At 67.0% G+C, this 20,963-nt stretch carries 30 protein-coding genes and 2 tRNA genes; 7 read left to right on the forward strand and 25 right to left on the reverse strand.

Annotation, left to right across the window (positions count from 1 at the left end):
- From IEY14_RS09330 to IEY14_RS09385, 12 genes are all read right to left on the reverse strand, one after another.
- Positions 1–771, reverse strand: coding sequence for an MnhB domain-containing protein (locus IEY14_RS09330; protein WP_244639424.1), 771 nt, complete (start codon positions 769–771; stop codon positions 1–3).
- Positions 772–773: 2 nt separating this feature from the next.
- Positions 774–1,019: a hydrogenase subunit MbhD domain-containing protein gene (locus IEY14_RS09335; protein WP_188907931.1), complete on the reverse strand. Its 246-nt coding sequence runs from the start codon at positions 1,017–1,019 to the stop codon at positions 774–776.
- Entirely contained in the window at positions 1,016–1,300 is a 285-nt protein-coding gene (locus tag IEY14_RS09340; RefSeq protein WP_188907932.1) for a monovalent cation/H(+) antiporter subunit G, read from the reverse strand. Before IEY14_RS09340 ends, IEY14_RS09335 begins: the two co-directional genes overlap by 4 nt.
- Complete coding sequence (locus tag IEY14_RS09345) at positions 1,297–1,551, reverse strand: monovalent cation/H+ antiporter complex subunit F (protein WP_188907933.1); 255 nt, start codon at positions 1,549–1,551, stop codon at positions 1,297–1,299. Before IEY14_RS09345 ends, IEY14_RS09340 begins: the two co-directional genes overlap by 4 nt.
- Positions 1,548–2,003 carry a hypothetical protein gene (locus IEY14_RS09350; RefSeq protein WP_188907934.1) on the reverse strand — a complete coding sequence of 152 codons (456 nt, stop codon included), beginning with the start codon at positions 2,001–2,003 and terminating at the stop codon, positions 1,548–1,550. Before IEY14_RS09350 ends, IEY14_RS09345 begins: the two co-directional genes overlap by 4 nt.
- A 69-nt stretch (positions 2,004–2,072) precedes the next feature.
- The gene (locus tag IEY14_RS09355) at positions 2,073–3,245 is read right to left on the reverse strand and encodes an adenylate/guanylate cyclase domain-containing protein (RefSeq protein WP_188907935.1); all 1,173 of its coding nucleotides are present in this window, start codon (positions 3,243–3,245) and stop codon (positions 2,073–2,075) included.
- 11 nt (positions 3,246–3,256) lie between these two features.
- A complete protein-coding gene (gene fghA / locus IEY14_RS09360; protein WP_188907936.1) occupies positions 3,257–4,093 on the reverse strand; it encodes an S-formylglutathione hydrolase in 837 nt (278 codons plus the stop codon).
- A 61-nt stretch (positions 4,094–4,154) separates the two neighbouring features.
- Complete coding sequence (locus IEY14_RS09365; RefSeq protein ID WP_188907937.1) at positions 4,155–4,421, reverse strand: BrnA antitoxin family protein; 267 nt, start codon at positions 4,419–4,421, stop codon at positions 4,155–4,157.
- Positions 4,375–4,653, reverse strand: coding sequence for a BrnT family toxin (locus IEY14_RS09370; RefSeq protein WP_188907938.1), 279 nt, complete (start codon positions 4,651–4,653; stop codon positions 4,375–4,377). The genes IEY14_RS09365 and IEY14_RS09370 overlap by 47 nt, the downstream gene beginning before the upstream one ends.
- 24 nt (positions 4,654–4,677) lie before the next feature.
- Positions 4,678–5,142, reverse strand: a complete 465-nt coding sequence (locus IEY14_RS09375) for a GNAT family N-acetyltransferase (protein ID WP_188907939.1) — start codon at positions 5,140–5,142, stop codon at positions 4,678–4,680.
- A 7-nt stretch (positions 5,143–5,149) separates the two neighbouring features.
- Positions 5,150–6,262 (reverse strand): S-(hydroxymethyl)glutathione dehydrogenase/class III alcohol dehydrogenase, encoded by a 1,113-nt coding sequence (locus tag IEY14_RS09380; protein ID WP_188907940.1) that lies wholly within the window; start codon positions 6,260–6,262, stop codon positions 5,150–5,152.
- Between the two features lie 74 nt (positions 6,263–6,336).
- Entirely contained in the window at positions 6,337–7,743 is a 1,407-nt protein-coding gene (locus tag IEY14_RS09385; protein ID WP_188907941.1) for a phosphomannomutase, read from the reverse strand.
- Positions 7,744–7,851: 108 nt separating this feature from the next.
- Between IEY14_RS09385 and IEY14_RS09390 the strand changes: the two genes are divergently transcribed.
- Positions 7,852–8,733: an aldose 1-epimerase family protein gene (locus IEY14_RS09390; RefSeq protein ID WP_188907942.1), complete on the forward strand. Its 882-nt coding sequence runs from the start codon at positions 7,852–7,854 to the stop codon at positions 8,731–8,733.
- Between the two features lie 549 nt (positions 8,734–9,282).
- A complete protein-coding gene (locus IEY14_RS09395; RefSeq protein WP_188907943.1) occupies positions 9,283–10,077 on the forward strand; it encodes a hypothetical protein in 795 nt (264 codons plus the stop codon).
- Between the two features lie 85 nt (positions 10,078–10,162).
- On the opposite strand, the gene IEY14_RS09400 is transcribed toward IEY14_RS09395, so the two are convergent.
- Positions 10,163–10,504: a hypothetical protein gene (locus IEY14_RS09400; protein ID WP_188907944.1), complete on the reverse strand. Its 342-nt coding sequence runs from the start codon at positions 10,502–10,504 to the stop codon at positions 10,163–10,165.
- Between the two features lie 31 nt (positions 10,505–10,535).
- A complete protein-coding gene (locus tag IEY14_RS09405) occupies positions 10,536–11,807 on the reverse strand; it encodes a flavin monoamine oxidase family protein (RefSeq protein WP_244639403.1) in 1,272 nt (423 codons plus the stop codon).
- Positions 11,808–11,942: 135 nt separating this feature from the next.
- Here IEY14_RS09405 and IEY14_RS09410 point away from each other — a divergent pair, with 135 nt between their 5' ends.
- Complete coding sequence (locus tag IEY14_RS09410; protein WP_188907946.1) at positions 11,943–13,022, forward strand: catalase family protein; 1,080 nt, start codon at positions 11,943–11,945, stop codon at positions 13,020–13,022.
- A 146-nt stretch (positions 13,023–13,168) separates the two neighbouring features.
- Here the strand turns inward: IEY14_RS09410 and IEY14_RS09415 are convergent.
- A tRNA-Gln gene (locus tag IEY14_RS09415) sits at positions 13,169–13,243 on the reverse strand.
- A gap of 156 nt (positions 13,244–13,399) precedes the next feature.
- On the opposite strand from IEY14_RS09415, the gene IEY14_RS09420 reads away from it, so the two are divergent.
- Positions 13,400–13,476, forward strand: a tRNA-Pro gene (locus tag IEY14_RS09420).
- 223 nt (positions 13,477–13,699) lie between these two features.
- Here IEY14_RS09420 and IEY14_RS09425 read toward each other — a convergent pair.
- The 5 genes from IEY14_RS09425 to IEY14_RS09445 form a co-directional block, all read right to left on the reverse strand.
- The gene (locus tag IEY14_RS09425; RefSeq protein WP_188907947.1) at positions 13,700–14,296 is read right to left on the reverse strand and encodes a GIY-YIG nuclease family protein; all 597 of its coding nucleotides are present in this window, start codon (positions 14,294–14,296) and stop codon (positions 13,700–13,702) included.
- A 68-nt stretch (positions 14,297–14,364) separates the two neighbouring features.
- On the reverse strand, positions 14,365–14,742 hold the full coding sequence (locus tag IEY14_RS09430; protein WP_188907948.1) for a hypothetical protein: 378 nt from the start codon (positions 14,740–14,742) through the stop codon (positions 14,365–14,367).
- Positions 14,743–14,984: 242 nt separating this feature from the next.
- Complete coding sequence (locus tag IEY14_RS09435; protein ID WP_188907949.1) at positions 14,985–15,452, reverse strand: DUF6998 domain-containing protein; 468 nt, start codon at positions 15,450–15,452, stop codon at positions 14,985–14,987.
- Positions 15,449–15,904: a type II toxin-antitoxin system VapC family toxin gene (locus IEY14_RS09440; protein ID WP_188907950.1), complete on the reverse strand. Its 456-nt coding sequence runs from the start codon at positions 15,902–15,904 to the stop codon at positions 15,449–15,451. Before IEY14_RS09440 ends, IEY14_RS09435 begins: the two co-directional genes overlap by 4 nt.
- Positions 15,901–16,998 (reverse strand): hypothetical protein, encoded by a 1,098-nt coding sequence (locus IEY14_RS09445; RefSeq protein ID WP_188907951.1) that lies wholly within the window; start codon positions 16,996–16,998, stop codon positions 15,901–15,903. Before IEY14_RS09445 ends, IEY14_RS09440 begins: the two co-directional genes overlap by 4 nt.
- A gap of 100 nt (positions 16,999–17,098) precedes the next feature.
- Between IEY14_RS09445 and IEY14_RS09450 the strand changes: the two genes are divergently transcribed.
- A complete protein-coding gene (locus IEY14_RS09450) occupies positions 17,099–17,905 on the forward strand; it encodes a BglII/BstYI family type II restriction endonuclease (RefSeq protein ID WP_188907952.1) in 807 nt (268 codons plus the stop codon).
- Here the strand turns inward: IEY14_RS09450 and IEY14_RS09455 are convergent, their stop codons facing one another.
- A complete protein-coding gene (locus tag IEY14_RS09455; protein WP_188907953.1) occupies positions 17,906–18,484 on the reverse strand; it encodes an MT-A70 family methyltransferase in 579 nt (192 codons plus the stop codon).
- A gap of 545 nt (positions 18,485–19,029) precedes the next feature.
- On the opposite strand from IEY14_RS09455, the gene IEY14_RS09460 reads away from it, so the two are divergent.
- Positions 19,030–19,230: a hypothetical protein gene (locus tag IEY14_RS09460; RefSeq protein WP_188907954.1), complete on the forward strand. Its 201-nt coding sequence runs from the start codon at positions 19,030–19,032 to the stop codon at positions 19,228–19,230.
- Positions 19,227–19,532, forward strand: a complete 306-nt coding sequence (locus IEY14_RS09465; RefSeq protein WP_188907955.1) for a DUF3572 family protein — start codon at positions 19,227–19,229, stop codon at positions 19,530–19,532. Before IEY14_RS09460 ends, IEY14_RS09465 begins: the two co-directional genes overlap by 4 nt.
- 30 nt (positions 19,533–19,562) lie before the next feature.
- On the opposite strand, the gene IEY14_RS09470 is transcribed toward IEY14_RS09465, so the two are convergent.
- From IEY14_RS09470 to IEY14_RS09480, 4 genes are read right to left on the reverse strand one after another with little or no spacing between them, the layout of a single operon-like run.
- Positions 19,563–19,733 carry a hypothetical protein gene (locus IEY14_RS09470; RefSeq protein WP_188907956.1) on the reverse strand — a complete coding sequence of 57 codons (171 nt, stop codon included), beginning with the start codon at positions 19,731–19,733 and terminating at the stop codon, positions 19,563–19,565.
- A complete protein-coding gene (locus tag IEY14_RS09475; protein WP_188907957.1) occupies positions 19,730–20,203 on the reverse strand; it encodes a hypothetical protein in 474 nt (157 codons plus the stop codon). Before IEY14_RS09475 ends, IEY14_RS09470 begins: the two co-directional genes overlap by 4 nt.
- Positions 20,200–20,550: a hypothetical protein gene (locus IEY14_RS25755; RefSeq protein ID WP_210318325.1), complete on the reverse strand. Its 351-nt coding sequence runs from the start codon at positions 20,548–20,550 to the stop codon at positions 20,200–20,202. The genes IEY14_RS09475 and IEY14_RS25755 overlap by 4 nt, the downstream gene beginning before the upstream one ends.
- Positions 20,547–20,783 (reverse strand): hypothetical protein, encoded by a 237-nt coding sequence (locus IEY14_RS09480; protein WP_210318327.1) that lies wholly within the window; start codon positions 20,781–20,783, stop codon positions 20,547–20,549. Before IEY14_RS09480 ends, IEY14_RS25755 begins: the two co-directional genes overlap by 4 nt.
- Between the last annotated feature and the right edge of the window lie 180 nt (positions 20,784–20,963).

Genomic DNA, 20,963 nt, shown 5'->3' on the forward strand with positions numbered 1-20,963 from the left:
CTAGCGGTCCTCGTCCTCGGGCGGCGGATCGTCGCCGGCGACGCGCGTCTCCTCCATGAATTCCAGGAGCATCATGCCGAAGCCTCCGGCGACGGCGAGCGCCACGGCATGGTTGCCGACGAGCATCAGGCCGCCCGAGAACAGGTCCTTGTAGGTGCCGAGCGGCAGGAGATTGGTGAGGGCGGCATGGCCCCCTGCCAGCGGCAAGAGCGCGGCGAGGGCGAAGACGAAGGCGCCGCCGCCCTCCAGCGCCGCGAGCACCGGGCTCTTCGTCAGCCGGCGCCAGGCGGCGTAGCCTTCGCCGAGATAAAGGACCGGCAGACTGGACGCTATGATGACGCCGCCCTGGAAGCCGCCGCCCGGCGTCACCGTGCCATGCAGGGTGACATAGAGGCCGAAGAGGAGGATGGCGCCGGCAAGGACCCGGCAGGTCGCGACCACGGCCTCGGCCCGCTCCTCCAGGGCGCGGCCCGGCAGCCGCCCGGCGCGGTCGCGCTCGCCTTCGCCGCGCGTGCCGCGCAGGAGAATGACGGTGCCCGTCACCGCCGCCACCATCATGAATTCCTCGCCCAGCGTGTCGATGCCGCGAAAGTCGAAGTTCACCGCCGCGATCATGTTGGAGACGTTGCGCAGTTCCGGACCCAGCGCGTTCACCGCCGCGCCATAGGGCGAGGAGGCGGCGCCGAAGGGCGGCATGGCGCCGATCACGGCGACGAGGCCCGGCAGGGCGAGCAGGAGGGCGAGGCCGAGAAGGGCGAGGCGGAGAGACACGCTCAAGGCCGGCCCCGGTTGATCGCGACGGCCGCGAGGGTGACGAGGAAGAGCAGCGGCGTGACGATGGTGCCGACGGCGATTTCCGACAGGGCGACGTCCGGCGCCTGAAGCGCGAAGAACAGGAGGCCGAGCACGAGGCCGTTGGCGGCGAGGGCGAAGACCTGCCGCTTCGGATCGCGGACAAGCACCACCAAAGTGCCGGACAGGGCGGCAAGGATGAGGATGCCGGTCAGGAGCGCGCTCATCGCCGCCGCCCTTCGCGCAGGAGAATGGCCCGCGCGGCCGCATGGGTCGCCACCGCATTGCCGAAGAGGACGAGGAGGAGGATCGCCAGCGCCTTCAGGGCGCGGGGCGTGACGCCGTCGGCGAGACAGGCGGCGAGGACGACGGGCAGGGTGCAGGCGACGGCGACGAAGCCGCCGGCATGGAGACGCTCCAGCGGGCGGGCGAGCCGCAGGCAGGCGGCGGCGCCGAGAAGGGCCGCGAGCGCGGCGAGACCGAGAAGGATCGCGACGGGCAGAGTCATAGCCAGCGCTCGTAGAAGAGCGCGACGAGGAGGCCGGCCGGCGGGCTGAGAAGGGCGAGGGCGAGCGCCAGATCGATCGCCGAGGCCTGGTCGAAGGCGAAGCTGAGGGCGAGAAGCGCGACGATCGCGAGCGTGCCGAGGAGTTGCGCGGCGCCGATGCGCGCCGCGACGGTGCCGCGCGCGCAGGCGAGGCAGCCGAGCGCCAGGGCCGGCAGAAGGGCGAGCCCGAAGAGCGACCAGACCTCGCTCACGGCCTCGGTCCGTTGGCGGCGGGCGTCAGCCCGTGGATCTGCATCCGGTCGCGCCCCTCCTGAAGGCGCAGGACGAAGCTGTCGGGCGAGAGCGACCCGGCGAGAAGGATCGCGGCCCGGCGTCCGGCCGCCGCGCCGTCGCGCTTCTCGCCGATGGGAATGTCCTTCAGGCGGATATGCGCGCCGAGCTCGCCACGGGCGAGCCCGCCCGCCAGCGCGCGGCCGGTGCGCCATGTGCCGGGAAGGATGGGCGCGAGGGCGCCCGCCACCCGCGCCGCGTCGGCGATCGCGAAGCGGAGCGGCCGCCTTGCGACCCGCAGCAGCGCCTCCATCCAGAACGCGGTGCCGGCCGCGGCGGGCAGGGCGACGGCGATCTCATGGGCGGACAGGCTGCCGGCGAAGAGCAGATAGAGCGGGACCAGAGCCGAAGTAATGATGACTGCCCGCCGCAAGGTTCCGCTTCCCCGATGCTTCCATCCGTCACGGGGAAGTGTCCCGCGCCCGGCGGGCGGCAAGGGGGCTCAGAACGGGCTTTCGTAGCCGAAGACCTCCTGCGGCTCGGCGATGCCTTTCAGGGCGAAGAATCCGAGCGGCACGGCACCGGCGCCGCAGCGCTCGGCGAAGGGGCGCGACAGGACGAGATGGCGCCCGAGCTCGTCGCAGAGCTCTTCGAGGCGGCTCGCGAGATTGACCGCCGGGCCGATCACGGTGAAGTCGAGCCGCCGCGCCGCGCCGATATTGCCGTAGAAGACGGTGCCGAGATGAAGGGCGATGTCGAGCGCGACCGGTTCCGCGACCTCGGCGTTGAGGGCGGTATTGGCGGCGAGCGCGTCCCGCGCCGCCTGGAGCGCCCGGGCGCAGGCTTCCCGCGTCTCGGCGGGATCGGCCTTCAGCGGAAAGACCGCGAGCAGGCCGTCGCCCATGAATTTCAGGATCTCGCCGCCGTTCTCGGCGATCGGCCGGTCGAGGAGATCGAAGCGCTGCCCGAGCAGGGCGACGATCTCCGGCGGCGACAGGCGTTCGGACAGGGCGGTGAAGCCCTTCAGATCGGCGAAGAGAATGGCGGCATCGATCGCCTCGCCCTCGCCGCGATGCACGAAGCCGTCGAGGATGCGGTCGCCGGTGCGCGCCCCGACATAGATGCGCAGCATCTCGCGCGCGATGCGCGACAGCTCGATCCGATAGACCGCGAGGCCGATCGCCGGCAGGATCGCGTCGATGAGACCGTGATGCGCCGCGCCGAAGCCGGCCGCGTCGTCGGTCGCCAGACCGAAGGCCATGCCGCGGATCTGCGTCTCGTTCGGATAGCCGATGATCTTCACGAGATAGTGGCGCCCGCCTTCGGCGGCGATGGCGCCGAGGAGCGGAAAGGCTTCGAGTGCCGCTTCGTCCGCGAGGCACCAGGTCTTTTCCAGAAGGCCGAGCTGCAGGATGTGCTGGATCGGCGAGCGGCGCATGCGCTCCTCGCCCTCGCTGCCATGCGGTGCCCATTCGGTGTACATCGCGCCGCCGCGCTGCCAGACGAAGCTGGCGCCGCGAAGATTGGGGTCCAGCGAGGGGACGTTCACCGACAGCCGCGTCAGCGGCAGAAACGGGGCGAGCCGGGCGGCGAGCCCCGCGACGAAGGCCTCTTCCGAGAGAGCCGAAAGGCCCTGGTCGATGATCCAGTCGCGCAGTTCATCGGCCGGGCCCATCGGGGGTGCCCCTAGCGCTTCAGCCGTTCGGCATGCCAGGCGAGATGGTCCGCCATGAAGGTCGAGACGAAGGCATAGGAATGGTCGTAGCCTTCGCGCATGTTGAGGGTGAGCGGAATGCCGGCCTTGTCGCAGGCCTCCTTCAGCAGCCAGGGGCGGAGGCCCGTCTCCAGATATTCGTCCTTGTCGCCCTGGTCGACCAGGAATTCCGAAAAGCGCTTGCCGTCCTCGATGAGAAGGGTCGTGTCATAGTCGCGATAGGCCATGGTGTTGTGGCCGAGATATTTCGCGAGGGCCGGGCGCGACCAGTCGGCGGTGCTCGGCTGGACGATCGGGGCGAAGGCGGAGGCGCTGCGGAAGCGCTCAGGATGTTTCAGGGCGATGGTGAGCGCGCCATGGCCGCCCATCGAATGGCCCATGATCGCCTGCCGGCTGAGATCGGCCGGGAAGTTCACCGCGAGATAGGAGGGCAGTTCGTCGGTGATGTAGGAATACATGCGGTAATTGGCGTCGTAGGGCGCCTCTGTCGCGTCGAGATAGAAGCCGGCGCCGGAGCCGAACTGCCAATTGTCCGTCTCGTCCGGCACATGCGGGCCGCGCGGGCTGGTATCCGGCAGGACGATCATCAGGCCGAGCTCGGCGGCGGCGCGGCGATATTCCGCCTTGTCCATCGCATTCTGGTGCGTGCAGGTCAGGCCCGACAGGAACCAGACCACCGGCACCTTGGCCGTCGCGGCCTGGGGCGGCACGAAGACCGCGAAGGTCATCGGCGTGTCGGTGCTGCGGGAATAGTGGCGGTAGACGCCCTGGATCCCGCCATGGGCCTTCGCGCTGGAAAGGGTTTCCATCTTCTGTCCGGTCCTGATTGTCCTGGAACTGCTTGAGGCCGAGCGGATCGCGGGCGGGGCGTCAGCCCGCGCCCTTCTCGATCCATTCGCGAAGGGCTTGGTTGACGCGCGTCTGCCAGCCTCGGCCGCTGGCGCGCAGGGCGCTGGCGATGTCCTCGTCGAGGCGGAGCGTCACGCGCTGCTTGGGATGGGCGACGGGCGGGCGCCCGCGCTGCACGAGCCGGCCGTTCTCATGGATGTCGGCCCGTTCGAACCATTCGTCGTCGAGTTCCGGCGCGTCGTCAGGATCGACCCAGGCGGGCGCCGTATCGTGCTTGCTCGCGGTCATTCGCTTTTCTCATCGAGATGATGTGTCGCGCGTCGCCGCGCTGCGTCCAGACGACGACCATCATGCGGCTGGCAAGATAGCCTACGGTGATGATCCGCGTCTCGCCATAGGCATATCGATCGTTCTCGCCGTCGATCGTCACGCCGGCGAAAACCTCCACCGCATCGGCGAAGTCGAGACCACGCTCGGCCAGGGTCCAGTCCCGCTTCGCCGGATCGAAGGTGATGCGCATCACATTAAATGTGCCGACATTTATTCACGTCAAGCCTGTATGGCCGGGTCGGCGCATGTCGACATGCTCGATGCCGTCCTCGAGATAGGGAAGACCCTCCGCCTCAAAGCCGTGCCGGGCGTAGAAGGCCTCAAGACGGCTCTGCGCCGACAGGACGATCGCATGGCCGGGTGAGCCTTCGGCGGCGAAGCGCAGCGCCTCCGCCATCATCCGATGGCCGAGGCCCGTGCCGCGCTGACCGGGGCCCACCGCGATGCGGCCGATCCGCCAGGCCGGCTCCTCGGCGCTCGGGCCGAAGAGCCGCAGGCAGCCGGCGAGTCCGCTCGCCTCGAAACCCATCAGATGATGAGCCTCGGGGTCGCGCCCGTCGATCTCGGGAAAGGCGCAGGCCTGTTCCACCACGAAGACGTCGCAGCGGAGTTTCAGGATGTCGTGCAGTTCGCGCGCCGTCAGCGCGTCGAAGGCCCGCCAGCGCCAGTCCGTGGCCATCGTGCGATCAGAAGGTGACGACCGAGCGAATCGACTTGCCCTCGTGCATCAGGTCGAAGGCCGTGTTGATCTCGTCGAGCGGCATCACGTGGGTGATGAGATCGTCGATATTGATCTTGCCCTCCATGTACCAGTCGACGATCTTCGGCACGTCGGTGCGCCCGCGTGCCCCGCCGAAGGCGGTGCCCTTCCAGACGCGGCCGGTGACGAGCTGGAACGGCCGGGTCGCGATCTCCTTGCCGGCCTCGGCGACGCCGATGACGATCGATTCGCCCCAGCCGCGATGGCAGCATTCCAGCGCCTGACGCATGACGTTCGTGTTGCCGGTCGCGTCGAAGGAGAAGTCAGCGCCGCCGCCGGTGAGATCGACGATCGCCTGGACGACCTTGTCGTTGCCCACCTCGTTCGGATTGATGAAGTCCGTCATGCCGAACTTCCTCGCCATCTCCGCCTTGGCGGGGTTGAGGTCGACGCCGATGATCCTGTCGGCCCCGACCATGCGGGCGCCCTGAATGACGTTGAGGCCGATGCCGCCGAGGCCGAAGACTACGACATTGGCGCCCGGCCAGACCTTGGCGGTGTAGATCACCGCGCCGATGCCCGTCGTCACGCCGCAGCCGATATAGCAGATCTTGTCGAAGGGCGCGTCCTCGCGCACCTTGGCGAGCGCGATCTCGGGCAGCACGGTGAAGTTCGAGAAGGTCGAGCAGCCCATGTAGTGGAATACGGTCGCGTCGTCGCAGCGGAAGCGGCTGGTGCCGTCCGGCATCACGCCCTGGCCCTGCGTCGAGCGGATGGCGGTGCAGAGATTGGTGCGGCGCGACAGGCAGCTCTTACAGTTGCGGCATTCCGGCGTGTAGAGCGGGATGACGTGATCGCCGGGCTTCAGCGTCGTGACGCCCGGCCCGACCTCGCGCACGATGCCGGCGCCCTCATGGCCGAGGATCGCCGGGAACTTGCCCTCGGAATCGAGGCCCGACAGCGTATAGGCGTCGGTATGGCAGACGCCCGTCGCCATCACCTCGACCATCACCTCGCCCGCCTTCGGGCCCTCGATCTCGATCGTCTCGATCGTGAGCGGCTTCCTGGCTTCCCACGCGACCGCGGCTCTCGTCTGCATCGCCCGTCTCCCCGATGATCATCGCAATTCCGGCCCTCTCATGGACGAGAGCGCCGGGGTCGCGCAAGGCTCGTTCAGCGGACGGTGGCTTCGGCCGTGGCCAGACCCCATTCCAGGAGCTCGCGCGCCTTCGCCTCGCTGCCCGCCTCGACATAGCAGCGCAGCTCCGGGGCGTTGCCGGAAGCGCGGAAATGCACGGTCGCGCCATCGGCGAGAAGCACCCGCACGCCGTCGAGAGCGTTGACCTCGCGGACGATGCCGACGGGGGCGAAGAACGCTTCCCGATAGGCCGCGTCGCTCGCGAGCCGCGCCAGGAACGGGCCGCTTCGCTCCGCCGGGACCTCCTGCAGGCGATGCGCCGCCGCGTGGCCGGCGTCGAGCCCGTCCACCACGGCGCCGAGCGACTGGCCCTTCGCCTTCGCCTCGGCGAGAGTGGACAGAATCGGCAGCATCGCGTCGCGCGTCGCGAGCGCCGGCAGATGCCGGCCGCCGCGCGCCACGTCCGAGAAGAGAAGCAGTCCGCCATTCGCCTCGAAGCCGACGATGCCGGTCTCGCCGGCCTGCGCCGCCTCGACCATGCCCGCGATGACGAAGGGCGAGCCGACCTTGGTGCGGCGGACCTTCGCGGCGATGCCGGAGGCTTCCACGGCGGCGCTGGAGGTGACGGGCGTCACGATGGTGGAAAGGCCGAGATGCCGGGCGGTGACGAGGCCGATCACGTCGCCGCGCAGGATGCGGCCGCGCTCGTCCGCCACCAGCGGCCGGTCGGCATCGCCATCCGTCGAGACGATGGCGTCGAGCGTGCCCTCGGCGGCCCAGCCGGCGACGGCCGCGATGTCCTCCGCGCGATGCGCCTCGGTATCGACCGGAATGAAGCTGTCCGAGCGGCCGAGCGCCACCGGCACCGCGCCGAGCGCGGCGACGAGGTCGGCGAGGACGTCGCGCGCCACGGAGGAATGCTGGTAGACGCCGATGCGCAGGCCATCGAGGGCGGCGGGGCCGAAGAAGTCGAGATAGCGGCGATGATAGGGGCTGATCGCCTCCAGCCGCTCGGCCTCGGTCGAGGCGATCGCGGCGGGCCGGCCCTCGGCCTCCACCTCGGCGAAGCGGGCCAGGATGCCGGCCTCGTCCGCCTTGGTGATCTCGCCCTCGGCCGAGTAGAATTTCAGGCCGTTGCGGTCGTCGGGAATATGGCTGCCGGTGATCATGATCGCCGGGCTCGCCGCCGAAAGCGCCGCCAGCGCCAGGGCGGGCGTCGGCAGCGCGCCGCAATCCACCGGCCGGAAGCCGGCGGCCCGGGCGGCGGCGATGCAGTTCTGCGCGATCTCGGGGCTCGATCCGCGCAGGTCGCGCCCGATGAACACCCGGCCGGGCGTGCCGACATGGCGCAGGAAAGCCAGCGAATAGGCATAGCTCGGCCAGCCGACGAGATCCGTGACGAGGCCGCGCAGGCCGCTCGTGCCGAATTTGAGCGAAGACATTCGGTGCCCTGGCCTTTCGAAGGTTTTTTGTGCCCACGGGAGGGACGGTAACTTCGTTTCTCCTATCTTGCCCGCACGCGCAAACGCGAATCGGCGAAAAGGGCGAAGATGGTTGACACGCACCGGATAGAGGCCAGCGGCATCTCGGCCGTGGTGACGGCGGAGGGAGCGGAGCTGACAAGCGTCCGCGACGGCGCCGGCACCGAGCTGCTCTGGCAGGCGGGGCCGGAATGGCCGCGCCACGCGCCCGTGCTCTTTCCGATCGTCGGGCGGCTCGCCGGCGACGTCCTGCGCCACGCCGGCCGCGACTACACGCTTACCCAGCACGGTTTCGCCCGCGACAGCCGTTTCGAATGGGTGGAGCGCTCGCCTTCCAGGGCGGTGCTGCGCCTGTCCGACAGCGCGGCAACGCGCGAGCGCTATCCCTTCGCCTTTCGGCTCGACCTGATCTACGAGGTGGCGGAGCGGAGCCTCGCGGTCACCTCGCGCATCACCAATACCGGCGACGACGTCCTGCCCTGCGGCGTCGGCGCCCATCCGGGCTTCCGCTGGCCGCTGGTCGACGACTGCCCGAAGGATCGGCACGAATTGCGGTTCGAGGCCGAGGAGGAGGGGCCGGTCCTGTCCGTCGAAGGCGGCCTGCTCGGCGCGCCGAAGCCGGACATGCCGATCGAGGGGCGCGTCCTGCCGCTGCGCGAGGAACTCTTCGCCCGCGACGCGCTGGTGCTGCCCGGCGTAAAGAGCCGCAGCGTGCGCTATGTCGCGCTCGGCGAGGACGGGGCCGAGCGCCGCGCCCTCACCATCTCCTGGGACGACTACAAGGATCTCGGCGTCTGGTCTAAGCCGTCCGGCGCGCCGTTCCTCTGCATCGAGCCCTGGTATTCGATGGCGAGCCCGGTCGGCTGGGACGGCGAGATCGCCGAGAAGCCCGGCTTCCTCCGCCTGTCGCCCGGCGACAGCCGCGACTTCGTCTGGCGCGTCGCGGTCTGATCCCATCGCGCCTTCGCAAGGACTCGTCCGCCTTGCCGCGTCGTCATCCCGGCCGCCGAGCCGGGATTCGTGCCAAACCGGTTCGGCAGGCGAAGGGCGGTATGAAAGGACGCTACTTATCCGACCTTGTCGGTGCGTTTCCGCCGAGACCTGATTTCAGGCCAAACCCGGGATGGCGACGCCGACATGAATCAAGGAGATCAACGGACAGAGACTGTCATGATTCTATAACCCGGCTGCGGTGATCTCCGGACCAGTAGAGTCCGATTGTCTTTCCGGATCTGTTCTGCAAGCCGATATGGAGGCCGGGACGGCGCGAGCTTAGTTTTGTTCGGCTGGGATCAGGACGACCCTTTCCGCAGCGAAGAGGCGGATGCGTGTATCCGTGACTACGGCCGCCCTTTTTTCCGAAGGTATCGAACGCGCTTCAAATCACCGATGTCATCGGTGAAATGACGCGCGCTTCCACCTGCTTCGAGCAAGGCGGGTCCATTAGCTGTCTAAACATCAGGCGCGTCCCACGACGCTCGATCTGAAGGAGGTCAGCCCGTGCTTTCCGGAGTGAACAACGCAGCATCGAACAGGCCGCCGCAACTGCCGGAGCGCCGAAGCGACGACGGAACGAACGCATTTCCGAAGGATGCCGGAGCGGCTGCGGACCGCAATCCTGTCACGACCTCCGCTCCTCGGAGCAACAGCCTCTTCTATACATCGATCAAAGCCAACTTCGATGCCTGGATGCGCGAATACCAAGCCGATGGCGCTGGCGAGACGGCTTTGACTCTCGTCGGCAATGCCCGATCCTCCTATCGCGACATCGCCCGCCATGCCGCGGACGAAGGCGGTTTCGAAAATGCCCGCGCCTTCGTCCAATCGCTTGGAACGGACCAATTGAAGGCGCTGCAACAAATCCACCGGCTCGCCGATCCCATCGACCCGTCAACCTTGACCGAGGAAGGCGCGTTGAACCTCCTCCTGCCGAAGACCATGGCGCGGGACATCGATGGCGACGGAATGGTGTCGGAAGGCTCATCGAAGGGGATCATCTTCCCGCCGGGCAACGCGCCGCAGGCCGTCAGGGATGCCTGGGCCAAAACGACGGAGGGAATGAACTTCGCCACCAAGCTGCACCTTGAGATGTCGATGTTTCTGGCACGGAACACAAATGTATCCGGGGGTGACGGAATGTCCGGCGCGGCGGACTTCTCGTCCTGGATCGACCGGGCGATCCAGAGCGCGACGCGCAACGTCGGTGCCCAGCGCGCCGACAATAAGGCATTCGCTCTCGAAATTCTGAATGGCCTCAAGCTGTTTCGGGCGAACCTCTCGTCAGATCCGGCGTGACGTTCAACGGCACTCAAGGCCAGGACGTGTCTTCCAGCCTATACTAGCCGCCGGACCACCCGAGAGTTTCCGACCAGAGTTATAGCTAATTCGCCGGCTGCTGCGGAAGGGCGCCCGGCGGGATCACCGGCGTGGTGTTCGGATCGGGGTCGGGCGCCGGGGCTTGGATGCTCGTATCCGCGGTGGCGGGCGGCGTCAGCACGCCCTTGCAGTCGGCGAGCTTGCCGGTGAGGTCGCCCTCGGCCTGCTGGGTGCCGGGTGCGGCCGCGCAAGGATCGGTCGGGCGCGCCTCGGCGCCCGGCGCCGGCTGTTCCTCGCCGGGCTTCGACGTATCCGGCCCGCTCGGCTGGGCGGCCGCCGGCAGGGACAGGGCGAAAAGCGCGGCGCCGAGAAGGGCGCCGGCGCGTGACGGGCGGTGGAGGGACATGGGCGGGCCTTCGCGTCTGATGTTCGAAGGATCAACGCGCCAGGACGCCGGGCGCTCCCGATCGCCTCAGGGCCGGATCGCCGCCCGCGAATGAAGCGATCACGGCCTCGGCCGCCGCCTGGCCGGTCAGATAGGCGCCGTGCGCGGTGGAGAAATGCGTTTTCGACACCGCCTCGCCGGCGAAGAAGACCCGGTTCTCGACCGGCTCGGCCAGACGGGCGCGCATCGCGGCCGCGCCGGGGCGGGCATAGGAATAGGAGCCGCCGGCGAAGGGATCGGCCTGCCAGAGATGCATCGGCAGCGGCGCGATCCGCCGCGCGAAATCGCCGCCGAGGCGGCCGACGAGCTCGGCCCTGGCAAAGTCGAAGAAGGCGGCCTCGCCCCCGCCGGCCAGCTCGGCCGTCAGCGGTCCGCCGAAATAGCATTCGATCAGCGGCCGGCCGAAGGGGCGGAGATGGTAGGCGGCCGTGTCGGCCCTGTCCGTCGCGCCGAAGACGCGGCTGTCGGCGTCGAATTCCTCCGCCCGTTCGAGCCGCAGATAGAGCTTCTCGGCAAGGCCGAGCGGCAGGGACGCGGCGGCCTCCGCCTTGTCCGGCAGGCCGGGGCGGAAGCTGACCCGCTCCTCGGCGAGAAGCCGCGTCGGCAGCGTGACGATCAGCCGCTCGGCCGTCAGGCTTCCCCGCGTCGTCTCGATCCGCAGCCGGTTGCCGGCATGATCCACCGCCTCGACCGTGGTGCCGAGCGCGACGGGCAGGTCGGCGCCATGGGCGGCGATCGCCCGGCCATAGCCCTCGACCACCCGCCAGTTGACGCCGCTATCCTCGTAGAGATCGAGATCCTTGGCGGAGATCTCGGCGGCCTTCGCGCCGCTGTAATAGGTGCTGATCGCATCCATCAGCCCGTTCCAGCGATTGCCGGCTTCGAAGAAGGCGGCGACCGGCGCGTCGGCCGGCGCGTCGCGCACCGTCGCCAGCCGTTCCTCGAAATCCGCCTGCGCCGCCTGGAAATCCGCGAACTCGGCCTCGCTCAAGCCGTCCAGCGCCGAGTTGCGCGCCCAGGGCGGCCGGCTGCGATCGATCCGGAAGCCGAGGGCTTCGACGATCGGGGCCAGCGGATTGCGGTCGGCGGAATGAAGCCAGCCGCAGCCGAGATCGAGCCCGGTCCCGCCCGCGAGATCGCGCGTCAGGGCGCGCCCGCCGAGCCGGTCGCGGGCCTCGACGAGGAGAACGTCGATGCCGGCCGCCCGCAGCGCCCGGCCCGCGCCGATCCCGGCGGCGCCGGCGCCGAGCACGAGGACTTCCACATGGTTCTTCATCGGCGGGGAGCTGGAACGCCGCCGGCTTCCGGCAAGATGTCCATGCTCCACCGGGTGTGACTACGGATTGGAACGGTTGCAGCGACTGGCGGATTGCTCAGGCAACCACCGGAGAGATTTCCCATGACCTTGCCAGCCCCCATCCGCTATTCGCCCGCTGTCGAGGATCGGCGGGAGGATGAAGCCGAGGTCGTGCACGATCTCAACGAGACCTTCGACACGATCCTGAAGACCACGGCCGAGGATTACGGCCATGCGGTGCGCTCCGTCCATGCCAAGGCGCATGGCATCCTGGAGGGCACGCTGAAGGTCGCGGACGGCCTGCCGCCGGACCTCGCCCAGGGCCTTTTCGCCACGCCCGGCGAGCATCGCGTCTTCCTCCGCCTTTCGACCAATGCCGGCGACATCCTGCCTGACGCGATCTCGCTGCCGCGCGGCCTGGCGCTGAAGATTCTCGATGTCGAGGGCGAGCGCCTGCCCGGCGCGGACGGGCGCACGCAGGATTTCGTCATGGTCAACGGCCCGGTCTTCCAGACGAAGAATGCCAAGCAGTTTCTCGGCAATCTGAAGATGCTGGCCGGCACCACCGACCGGATCGAGGGCACGAAGGAGGTGATGTCGACGGTCCTGCGCGGCGTGAACAAGGCGCTGCAGGCCGTCGGCCTGGAAAGCCCCAAGATCCAGTCGCTGGGCGGCGCCCCGAATGTCGATCCGCTCGGCGAGACCTATTACAGCGTCACGCCCTTCCGCTATGGCGACCATATCGCGAAGTTCAGCCTCGTGCCGGTCTCGCCCGACCTGACGCGGCATACCGGCCAGGAGATCGACGCGAGCGACCGGCCGGACGCGATCCGCGAGACGGTCCAGGCCGAGATGCAGGGCGCCGTCGGCATCTGGGAGTTCCGCGTCCAGCTCTGCCGCGATCTCGACAAGCAGCCGGTCGAGGACCCGACGGTGGAATGGAAGGAAGAGGACAGTCCCTTCCAGACGGTGGCGACGATCACCGTCGGCCATCAGGACAGTTGGGACGAGGACCGGGTGCGGGCGGTGAACGAGGAGATGCGCTTCAGCACCTGGACGGGCCTTGCCGCGCACCAGCCGCTCGGCAACATCAACCGCGCCCGCCGCGATACCTATCGCCACTCCTCGGACTTCCGCCAGGGCTTCAACCGCTGCCCGATCCACGAGCCGGCGGAACGCTGACCGCCACACCGAACCGCCCCGTGCTCATCGAGAGGCGCGGGGTGGGGGTGTAATGCAAAAAGGAGAAACGGGCGGTCGCGAGGTGCCTGCCGCGAAGGGCAGGGGCGGTGGCGAGGAGGAGTTCGTTCGGGGCAGTCTGTCAGCGATGGCTGGGGCGCCAGGATTCGAACCTGGGAATGGCGGTACCAAAAACCGCTGCCTTACCACTTGGCGACGCCCCATCGCGGCCGTTTCGGCGTGGGGCTCTATATCGTCTGGCGGAAGCCGACGCAATCCGCGCTGCCCTGGATGTTGCCGTCGGACTCTTCCGAAAGAAAACCGATGGAATCCGCTTGCAGGCCCACCGGAGCCTCGCTATAAGGCCCGCACCGCAGCAGCGGAGTGTAGCGCAGTCTGGTAGCGCACCTCGTTCGGGACGAGGGGGTCGCAGGTTCAAATCCTGCCACTCCGACCAGCCGCCTCCAAGGAAATCAAAGGTTTCGGGACACCCCCTCCGGGGTCGTCGGGGCGCGCCAACGATACCGCCAACGATACGTGCCATTCCGTTGGCGGAGACGGTCGGCTCCAATGCTGACGCCGCCCGGATTTCGACCCACGGCGTGGGCCGGATCATGGGTCGAGAAGGCTGATTCGCGGGCTCAAACCGCGGTCCGGCCCCCCGCCTGCGCCGGTCGAAGCTACCGGAATTCGTAGTCCCGATGCGACGGCAACAGCGTCCCCTTCGCCGTCTTGCCTACCTCGCTCTGCAGAGCCTTCAGCGCCGTCGAGAAGCCGCAGGTCAGGATCTCCTTCGCGACGTTCGGCTTGCCGTCCTTGACGAAGGGTCTTTCGGTCCGGAACGACGACAGCTTGGCCAGCGATGCCCCTTCGACCTTCCCACCGTTCGCGACCGGTGCGTGCCACAGGATCCGCCAGTCGGAGATCCCGCCGTAGCCTTGGTTCCGCAGGTTCCGCTCGCGCTGCTCGACATCGACGCACGTGCCGATCTTGACGAGCCGCGCCGACTTCGAACCAGCGACGTATACGATCCCGGGATCGCTGTGACGGGCCGCGAAGGCAAGCTTCTTCGTGTCGCATTGGCAGCAGTGTCCCGCCCGCGTCCTAAGCCTGTGTCCGGCGGCAGCGCAGGGACTGCCGAGGACGACCGGCTTCCCCTGCGCCTTCGCGACGGCCTTCCAAGCAGCGGAGGTCATCCCGGCCGCGATCAGAACATCAGATGCAGAAAGCCCTTGGGTTTTCAGGAATGCGAGTTCTTCATTCGTTAGGCTCATCATCCACCTACAAGTCGACGATCTTCAATAACGCGGAGAGAACGAGACCTACGGACCCGCCGCCTCCGACTTCAGTTGCCGGCGGCCGCCATGAGGATCTGCACGACCGACAAAAGCAGTCCCGCAATTCCAACGACGCCGGCTAGAGTTGGAGAGCGCAGCAGGCGCATGATCTCTGGCCACAGCGGATCAGGGGTATCGACGAGCAATTCGGCCGCGTCTATGAGCGCCATCGCGTTCGCCGTTCGTGCATTCGAGAGCTTGGCGGATGAGACGACTGATCTCATTTCCTGAAGCAGTTGTTTCAGTTCGGCCCGCTGCTGGCTCGAAAGGTCGTACCGACCAGTCCAAACTGCGCTGTCGATGGCGCCTGGTATGCTTCCGGTCTGGGCGGCATCGATTCCTGCGGCAGTGATCTGGAAAAGTCGGCCACCCTTGATCTGGTACATCTGACGGGTCGTCACCAAGCCCATCGTTTCGAGGTCATCCGTCAAAGTCAGGATGTATTGGTTCGAAGCCCCGATTCCTGTCGCTTTGGAGATCGTCGGTATCGTGCAGTACCTCTGATCCCCGGATGCAAGACGAGAGTGCAAGTAGTCTAGGATCCGCTTCTGATCGCTTCGCGCAGTCACTTGCTGTTCCGTCCCATGTACCGTTCGCGACTAGCTCGCTTCCGCGTTTTCTTTAGGCGCTACCGGATCATTTCGAGTCTGTCGATGTCGGCCACCTCGCGGTCTGCCGCCCGCAGCTGTCCAAGAGTCAGGGAACGCTGACCGACCCAAGATGCCGGCAGCCGCTTGACGGCCATCGCTTCCGGGCCGTTGAAATCGACTATGCCGGTCAGTGTCTCGACGTCCAGGCTGAAGAAGATGAGATGGTCTGCCCTTGTCTCGACCATCCGGAACGCCGCGCCGCGTCCGCTCGCGCTGGCCTTGACCTGCACCGAGCGTCCATCGCTGGCGTGACCGTCGATCCCGGTGACACTGCGACCCACAAGGACGATGCCGAAAAGTTCCGCGGCGAGCGCCTCGCCCAGATCGCCCAGAAGATTGCCGTCGAGGGTGAACGACAGGCCAGACGCTCGATAGTGGTCGCGCAGGGCGTTCCGAGCCTTGACGAGGTCCTCGATGATCGGCGGCAGTTCGAAGCTTCGGTTCAACGGCGCCGCCCCCTCGGGGCCGGCCGTTCCGGCTCGGCGACGTGACGGCCGGAGGGGCAGATGACCTCCAGGCCCTCGAAGTACTTCAGGAAGTCGTCCTCGTTCGCCGTCAACAGAGGCGCCTGTTCGGTCCTTGCCACGGCACCGATGAGGAAGTCCGGCAGCATGGTGAGCTTGGTGCCGCCGTTCTCCCGATATCGTCGGAAGACCTTCGACGCCAGAAACAGGGCCTCCGGCGTATGGCCGACGCGCTCGATCTCGAGCTCCTCGATGATCGCCAAGACGTCGCCGACCTGGTTCTGGTCGTAGCAAAGCTCCGCGAAGACCAGATCGGGAATGAAGAGCGCGCCCTCGGCACGTGCCGCATCGATCTGCTCCACTGCCCATTCATGGTGGGGCTCCTCTTCCCGAAGAGCCGCGAAGATCGTGCTGGTGTCGATGAAGGTCGTCATTTCTCCCGCGTGATCCTCATCAGCTCGTCAGCCGACATGCGCGGTCGGATCTGCCGCTCCTGAAGCCGTAGCATCGCCTCCTTCGTCTTGGATCGAACGAACCGCTCGATGTCGAAGTTCGCGAGTTCCTCCTCCCCTATGACCTCGAAGCCGGCCGCGTAGCGGGCGAGCAGGGCGCAGGACCGCGGGATGCTCTTCAGGATTGTCCGGTTCTTGGGATGGATGGCGCCGACGACGTGGTCCGTCGCGCTCAGGAATTCCTCGACGTCCGGCACCCGCTCTTCCGTTCGCCTGGCAACGGCTTCGTCGGAGAACCGCTCGCGACCGCCGCAGACTTCGTAGAGAAGCACCAGGTGCCTGACGGCCATCTCCTTCTCGAGCGTTCGACGACCGGTCAGCTGGATGAAGTGGTGGCGTTCGAGGAGAGACGCATACTGGTCCGAGGCCGTGACCTGCCGATCCAGAAGTCGATCCTCGATGATGCGGTCCAGGGCGAGGAACAGGGCGTCCACCCACCAGCGCTCGATGCGGCTGCGTGGGAAGTCCCTGATGCGGCCCTTGTCGAAGATGAAGTTGAGGTTGGTCGCCAGCTTCCCGACGGTCTCGCCCTTGTACCTCTCGTCCTCGCCGACGAACGTCGCGATGTCCGAAGCGCTGATGCGGCGGGTATCCCATGCGAACTCGCGGTCGATGTGCTCCCGGATGTAGGCGTTGGCCCACATCGCCGGACGCCGCTGGGTCGGATTCGCTCTCTTGAACTTTCCGGCGAAGCTCAGGAGGAACGTGAACATAGCCAGCTTGTCGAAACGGGCCGAATGGGGCGCGCTGAGTGCCTGGAACACCAGCTCGTCGGCGACGATGTAGTCCTCCCCCCGGCTCTGACGGGTGAAGAGGAAGTAGTTCATCGGGATGTAGTCGGGCCTGTTCCGCTTCGAGATGCGTGCGCGGAACTCCTCCCTTGGCACGTCCTCCATCCGTTCCGCGAACCCTATCCGGATCGTTTCGTGCAGCTCCTCCAGCCCGGCTGCGTCGCGTCCCCAGGAGAAGTTCTTCGTGAAGCTGCCGGGCCTCCACTCCTGCTTCTCGTCAGCCATCGAGGTCGCATCCACCCCACACGGCTGCGCACGATCCGAGGTGGCCGTCGCATCGACTTGCGGCTACCATGCGGCACGCATCATCGGGTCAAGTTTCATCATGTTCGACAGTCTGATCGATCGGGGCTTCCAGGTCGAGATCCACTCGCATGCGAAGGCGATCCTCAGCGTCGACTTCCCCGATGCGGTCGCCGACATCGAGACGGCGATCGGCGGCCTGTCCATCCCGATCCAGGAGATCATCGGGGGCGGCGGCGGCGAGACGCAGGGCACGCAGCGGCTTCGACGTGCATTGGCCGACCTCGGCTGGCGCAAATTGAACTTTACGGTCGAGAAGAGGATCAACGGGGTCGCCCGCGAGGCGATCTCCCACGAAATCGATCACGTGAAGACGTTCGACGCGGGCGTCGTGGCTCTCGAGATCGAGTGGAACAATAAGGACCCGTTCTTCGACAGGGATCTCGAGAACTTCAAGCGCCTGCACGCGGACGGAGCGATCTCGGTCGGCATGATCGTCACTCGGGGTCGGTCGATGCAGGACGAGATGAAGGCGATGGTGCTGCGCTTCGCCCGCGAGCGGGGCATCGCCTCGAACGACGATCTAAGGGCTATCGGACTTGTCCCCACGCCCCGGCAGCAACGGGGCGTCGAGACGAGGATGAGGGCGTCGGGCGTGGATTTCGCCGAAGCATGGTCCGCGCTCTTCGTCGCAGACAAGTACGGAGCCGCGACGACGCACTGGTCGAAGCTGGAGGACCGGGTCCACCGAGGCGTTGGCAATCCGTGTCCCCTAGTCCTGATCGGTCTGCCGTCGTCGATCGTCACCTTCGGCGAGAAGCTGGACATGGACGATATCGCCGCTGCCGAGGAGAAACTGGAGGCGGAAGGCATCACCTCCGCCGCGTGATCATTCCGCGGCGATGCGGTCCGTCGCCGAGTTGTGGCCGTACGTCTTCCAGGTCGGTTCGTAGGTGTCGTCGGCCTGGTTGCCCCATGTCGACCAGCCGGTCCGGACGCCGCGGCCGAACATCTCCAGGTACGGACCCGGCGAGCAGGACTCGATGAGAGGATACTGCTCGTCCGGCTTCCGGCTGTGTTCCCGCTTCCGGCTCGAGATGTAGTTCACCTGCGATCGGCCCGGCGGCAGGGTTCGGGCGTTCTTCCCGCGAGTCCCGAAGAGGATCAGTTCGGTGACGTTCCTGAAGTAGAATCCGACTCCGCGACCATCCGATCCGCCGTCCTTGCGCACCTTGTGCCAGACGATGTTGGCCTTGTAGGTGAAGCCCCACGCTCGGAGCACTTCGATGCCCTCCGGCAGAAGGGCGTTAGGAACCCACAGGTAGAGGTGGGACGTGGGCGCCGCGACCTTGGAGACCGGCAGTTCCTTGATCGACGGCAGGTCCATCGTACCGTAGCGCGAGAGACGCTTGTGCTCAGGCGCGACCTTGCCGGTGCGGTTCATGAACTGCCACGGCGGGTCCGCCATGATCGTAGCGAACCTCCGACCGTCGGCAAAACCGAGCAGATCGTCCGCTGGTGAGGGAGCATCGGGACGCGGTGACAAACGCTAATTCCAGTATGGGACTCGTTGATCGACACTGTAGATCGAAACGCTAACCATTCCCACCACCGACGGGAGGCCGCGTCTCTTTCGCATGAGGTAATCGGGCGGATGTTCGGCGTCGGAGCCTGAAGGTGAAATGGCCGCCGGCTTCCTTCGCCCGCGGCCATTCCGTATTTCCTCGCACGCCATCCATGGCAGCGGGATCTCGCGTCGGCCTCTATCGCCTTCTTTTCATACGACGACCCTTCCTCGATCGCCGCTTGCCAAGAAGCTATGCCCCGAACCTAGGACCTTCAAGCTCGGACTGCGATCGTCACTGCGGTTCGGTTAATGGAGCCGCCCACCGCCAAAGTCTCGCCCTCCACACATGCCGACTTATCCACAGAAAAGAACGAAACAGGAACAAATCCTCGACTCTGGATCGGTCTCGGGTCACTCTCGGCGCAACGCTTCAGAGGATGACCTCAATGTCGAGACTGCCCGATCGATTCGTCGACCTACCACTTACCGATGATCTGGACGCGGCCGTCGACGCTGCCCTCGCGACGGCAGGAGGCGATCCCCGCGTCGCGATCCAGAGCCTGATCCTCGGGCAGAAAAACCTGATGCAGGCGTACGACGCCAGGCTCTCGGCGGGCTACGTGCGTCGGGGCATCGACCGGCGATGATCCGGGACCGCGACCCCGTACTCGACGCGGACGAGATCGGGATCCAGGCTCTGATGTTCGTCGCAAGCCACGACGACCTGATGAACCGATTCCTCGATCTCTCGGGCCTCCAAGCGGACGGCGTCCGTGCAGCGGCGGCTGACCCGAGCTTCTTCGTCAGCCTTCTCGACTTCATCCTGGCCCGCGAGGAAGACGTGATCGACCTCGCGAGCCAGCTGCGGGTCCGGCCTCAGCTGATCGGGCAAGCGAGGAATGTCCTCGCCAAAGCGACCGGCTTAGACCTCGTCGACCTGCCTACCTGATTTAAGAATCGGCCGCTGTCGATCGGAACGTCAGTCTTCCGCCTGGCGGCGGCGAGCCGCTTCGATCCGTTCCTGCAGGCTCGGGCGCGGCATCGGCTTTTTCCGGCCTTCCAGGGTGACCACGAAGCGCTCGACGAGAGCCTGGTCGGGCGTCGAAAGGGCCGAGATGCGTGCTTTCAGACAGCAGGATTTCTCGGTCACGACAAAAGCCGGAGACCGCGGTCGTGGGCCGCGACGAGGATTTCGCCGACTTCGTCGTCGCCGCCCCGTTCGGCCGCATCGAGCGCGTCGAGGAGATCGCGGTCGGAGGCCTCGGCGACGCGGTTGCGGACGATCTCGACGCGCAGCGAATCCAAGATCGCAGCGCGCACGTTCTTCCGGATCGTCGCGTCCGTCTCGGTCTCGGGATCTCCGAGATGGAACTCCGCGACCTCCATGATGCCGAGCCGGGCCCGGAGCTGGTACGCCCCTTCGCTGACCTCGTCGCACCGGGTGATGCAGGATTCGTCGATCCCGACCAGGAGCCTCGAGGCGGACTGGCGACGGCGCTCGAGGTAGGGTTCGAGGACGGCGAGGGCTTCAAAGGCCAGCTTTTCCGGCGTCGCGGTATCGCGCTCGCCGAGTTCGGCGATCTCGACGAGCTTGTCGCGGACGAATTCGAGATTGGTCATGCGGTCTCCTGTTCGGTTGCGCCCCGGACCATGCCGACGGCGGAGGAAAGAGAGGACGGAAGGAAGATACCGAGCCGCGACATCCGGACCTGGATCGCGCCCGGCGTGCGTCCCATCGCTGCGGCGATGTCCTCGACGGAGCGGCCGGCGGATCGGAAGGAGCGGAGGACGGCGTCGTCCCTTCTCGTCCAGCGGCGGCGACGGCTCGAGGCGCCGAGCAGCCGGGCGCGCCATTGCACCGCGGATGGGGAGCGTCCGAGCAGAGCGCCGATCCGGTCGTGACGGACGCCGTCGCAGGCGAGTGCGTAGAGGTGCTCGTCCTCTACGTCGGTCCACCGCCCGCTCACGACGGAATCCGCCCGGTATAGAAGTCGACGGCCTCGACGGGGACCTGCAGGCGCCGGGCGATGCGGCTCGACGCCCAACCCTCCGCGGCCAGATCCCGCATGCGCTCGCGGGTCGGCGCGAGGATGCTGTCCCATGAGGCCACGCCGAGCCGGGAGGCCATCGTCTGGACGCCCGTGACGGGGCGGCCGAGCGCCTCGGCGGCGTCGCGCACCGTGCGGCCGACGCGCAGCATGTCGCGCAGCTTCGTCTTCTCTTCTTCCGTCCACGTCGGGCTGAACCGCCTGTCCATCTTTCCCCGAAACAATCGTTTCGGGGAAAGATAGGCATGGTAAGTATGCCGAGCAACTCGAAAGATAACTTCTTATCGTTCGCGCTCGGATCGAGAAATCAAATCCTTTCAACGAGAAGGATA

Source organism: Aureimonas endophytica, assembly GCF_014642635.1.
In the GTDB taxonomy this organism is placed as follows: Bacteria; Pseudomonadota; Alphaproteobacteria; order Rhizobiales; family Rhizobiaceae; genus Plantimonas; species Plantimonas endophytica.

Bases quoted from the DNA above. Each gene is read 5' to 3' on its own strand.
- IEY14_RS09410 (WP_188907946.1), top strand. From the start codon at position 11,943: ATGACCTTGCCAGCCCCCATCCGCTATTCGCCCGCTGTCGAGGATCGG.
- IEY14_RS09335 (WP_188907931.1), bottom strand. From the start codon at position 1,019: ATGAGCGCGCTCCTGACCGGCATCCTCATCCTTGCCGCCCTGTCCGGC.
- IEY14_RS09390 (WP_188907942.1), top strand. From the start codon at position 7,852: ATGGTTGACACGCACCGGATAGAGGCCAGCGGCATCTCGGCCGTGGTG.
- IEY14_RS09380 (WP_188907940.1), bottom strand. From the start codon at position 6,262: ATGCAGACGAGAGCCGCGGTCGCGTGGGAAGCCAGGAAGCCGCTCACG.
- IEY14_RS09355 (WP_188907935.1), bottom strand. From the start codon at position 3,245: ATGGGCCCGGCCGATGAACTGCGCGACTGGATCATCGACCAGGGCCTT.
- IEY14_RS09475 (WP_188907957.1), bottom strand. From the start codon at position 20,203: ATGACCAATCTCGAATTCGTCCGCGACAAGCTCGTCGAGATCGCCGAA.
- IEY14_RS09400 (WP_188907944.1), bottom strand. From the start codon at position 10,504: ATGTCCCTCCACCGCCCGTCACGCGCCGGCGCCCTTCTCGGCGCCGCG.
- IEY14_RS09365 (WP_188907937.1), bottom strand. From the start codon at position 4,421: ATGACCGCGAGCAAGCACGATACGGCGCCCGCCTGGGTCGATCCTGAC.
- IEY14_RS09340 (WP_188907932.1), bottom strand. From the start codon at position 1,300: ATGACTCTGCCCGTCGCGATCCTTCTCGGTCTCGCCGCGCTCGCGGCC.
- IEY14_RS09385 (WP_188907941.1), bottom strand. From the start codon at position 7,743: ATGTCTTCGCTCAAATTCGGCACGAGCGGCCTGCGCGGCCTCGTCACG.
- IEY14_RS09480 (WP_210318327.1), bottom strand. From the start codon at position 20,783: ATGCTGCGCGTCGGCCGCACGGTGCGCGACGCCGCCGAGGCGCTCGGC.
- IEY14_RS09465 (WP_188907955.1), top strand. From the start codon at position 19,227: ATGATCCGGGACCGCGACCCCGTACTCGACGCGGACGAGATCGGGATC.
- IEY14_RS09375 (WP_188907939.1), bottom strand. From the start codon at position 5,142: ATGGCCACGGACTGGCGCTGGCGGGCCTTCGACGCGCTGACGGCGCGC.
- IEY14_RS09445 (WP_188907951.1), bottom strand. From the start codon at position 16,998: ATGGCTGACGAGAAGCAGGAGTGGAGGCCCGGCAGCTTCACGAAGAAC.
- IEY14_RS09460 (WP_188907954.1), top strand. From the start codon at position 19,030: ATGTCGAGACTGCCCGATCGATTCGTCGACCTACCACTTACCGATGAT.
- IEY14_RS09430 (WP_188907948.1), bottom strand. From the start codon at position 14,742: ATGTACCAGATCAAGGGTGGCCGACTTTTCCAGATCACTGCCGCAGGA.
- IEY14_RS09450 (WP_188907952.1), top strand. From the start codon at position 17,099: ATGTTCGACAGTCTGATCGATCGGGGCTTCCAGGTCGAGATCCACTCG.
- fghA (WP_188907936.1), bottom strand. From the start codon at position 4,093: ATGGAAACCCTTTCCAGCGCGAAGGCCCATGGCGGGATCCAGGGCGTC.
- IEY14_RS09440 (WP_188907950.1), bottom strand. From the start codon at position 15,904: ATGACGACCTTCATCGACACCAGCACGATCTTCGCGGCTCTTCGGGAA.
- IEY14_RS09455 (WP_188907953.1), bottom strand. From the start codon at position 18,484: ATGGCGGACCCGCCGTGGCAGTTCATGAACCGCACCGGCAAGGTCGCG.
- IEY14_RS09425 (WP_188907947.1), bottom strand. From the start codon at position 14,296: ATGATGAGCCTAACGAATGAAGAACTCGCATTCCTGAAAACCCAAGGG.
- IEY14_RS09370 (WP_188907938.1), bottom strand. From the start codon at position 4,653: ATGCGCATCACCTTCGATCCGGCGAAGCGGGACTGGACCCTGGCCGAG.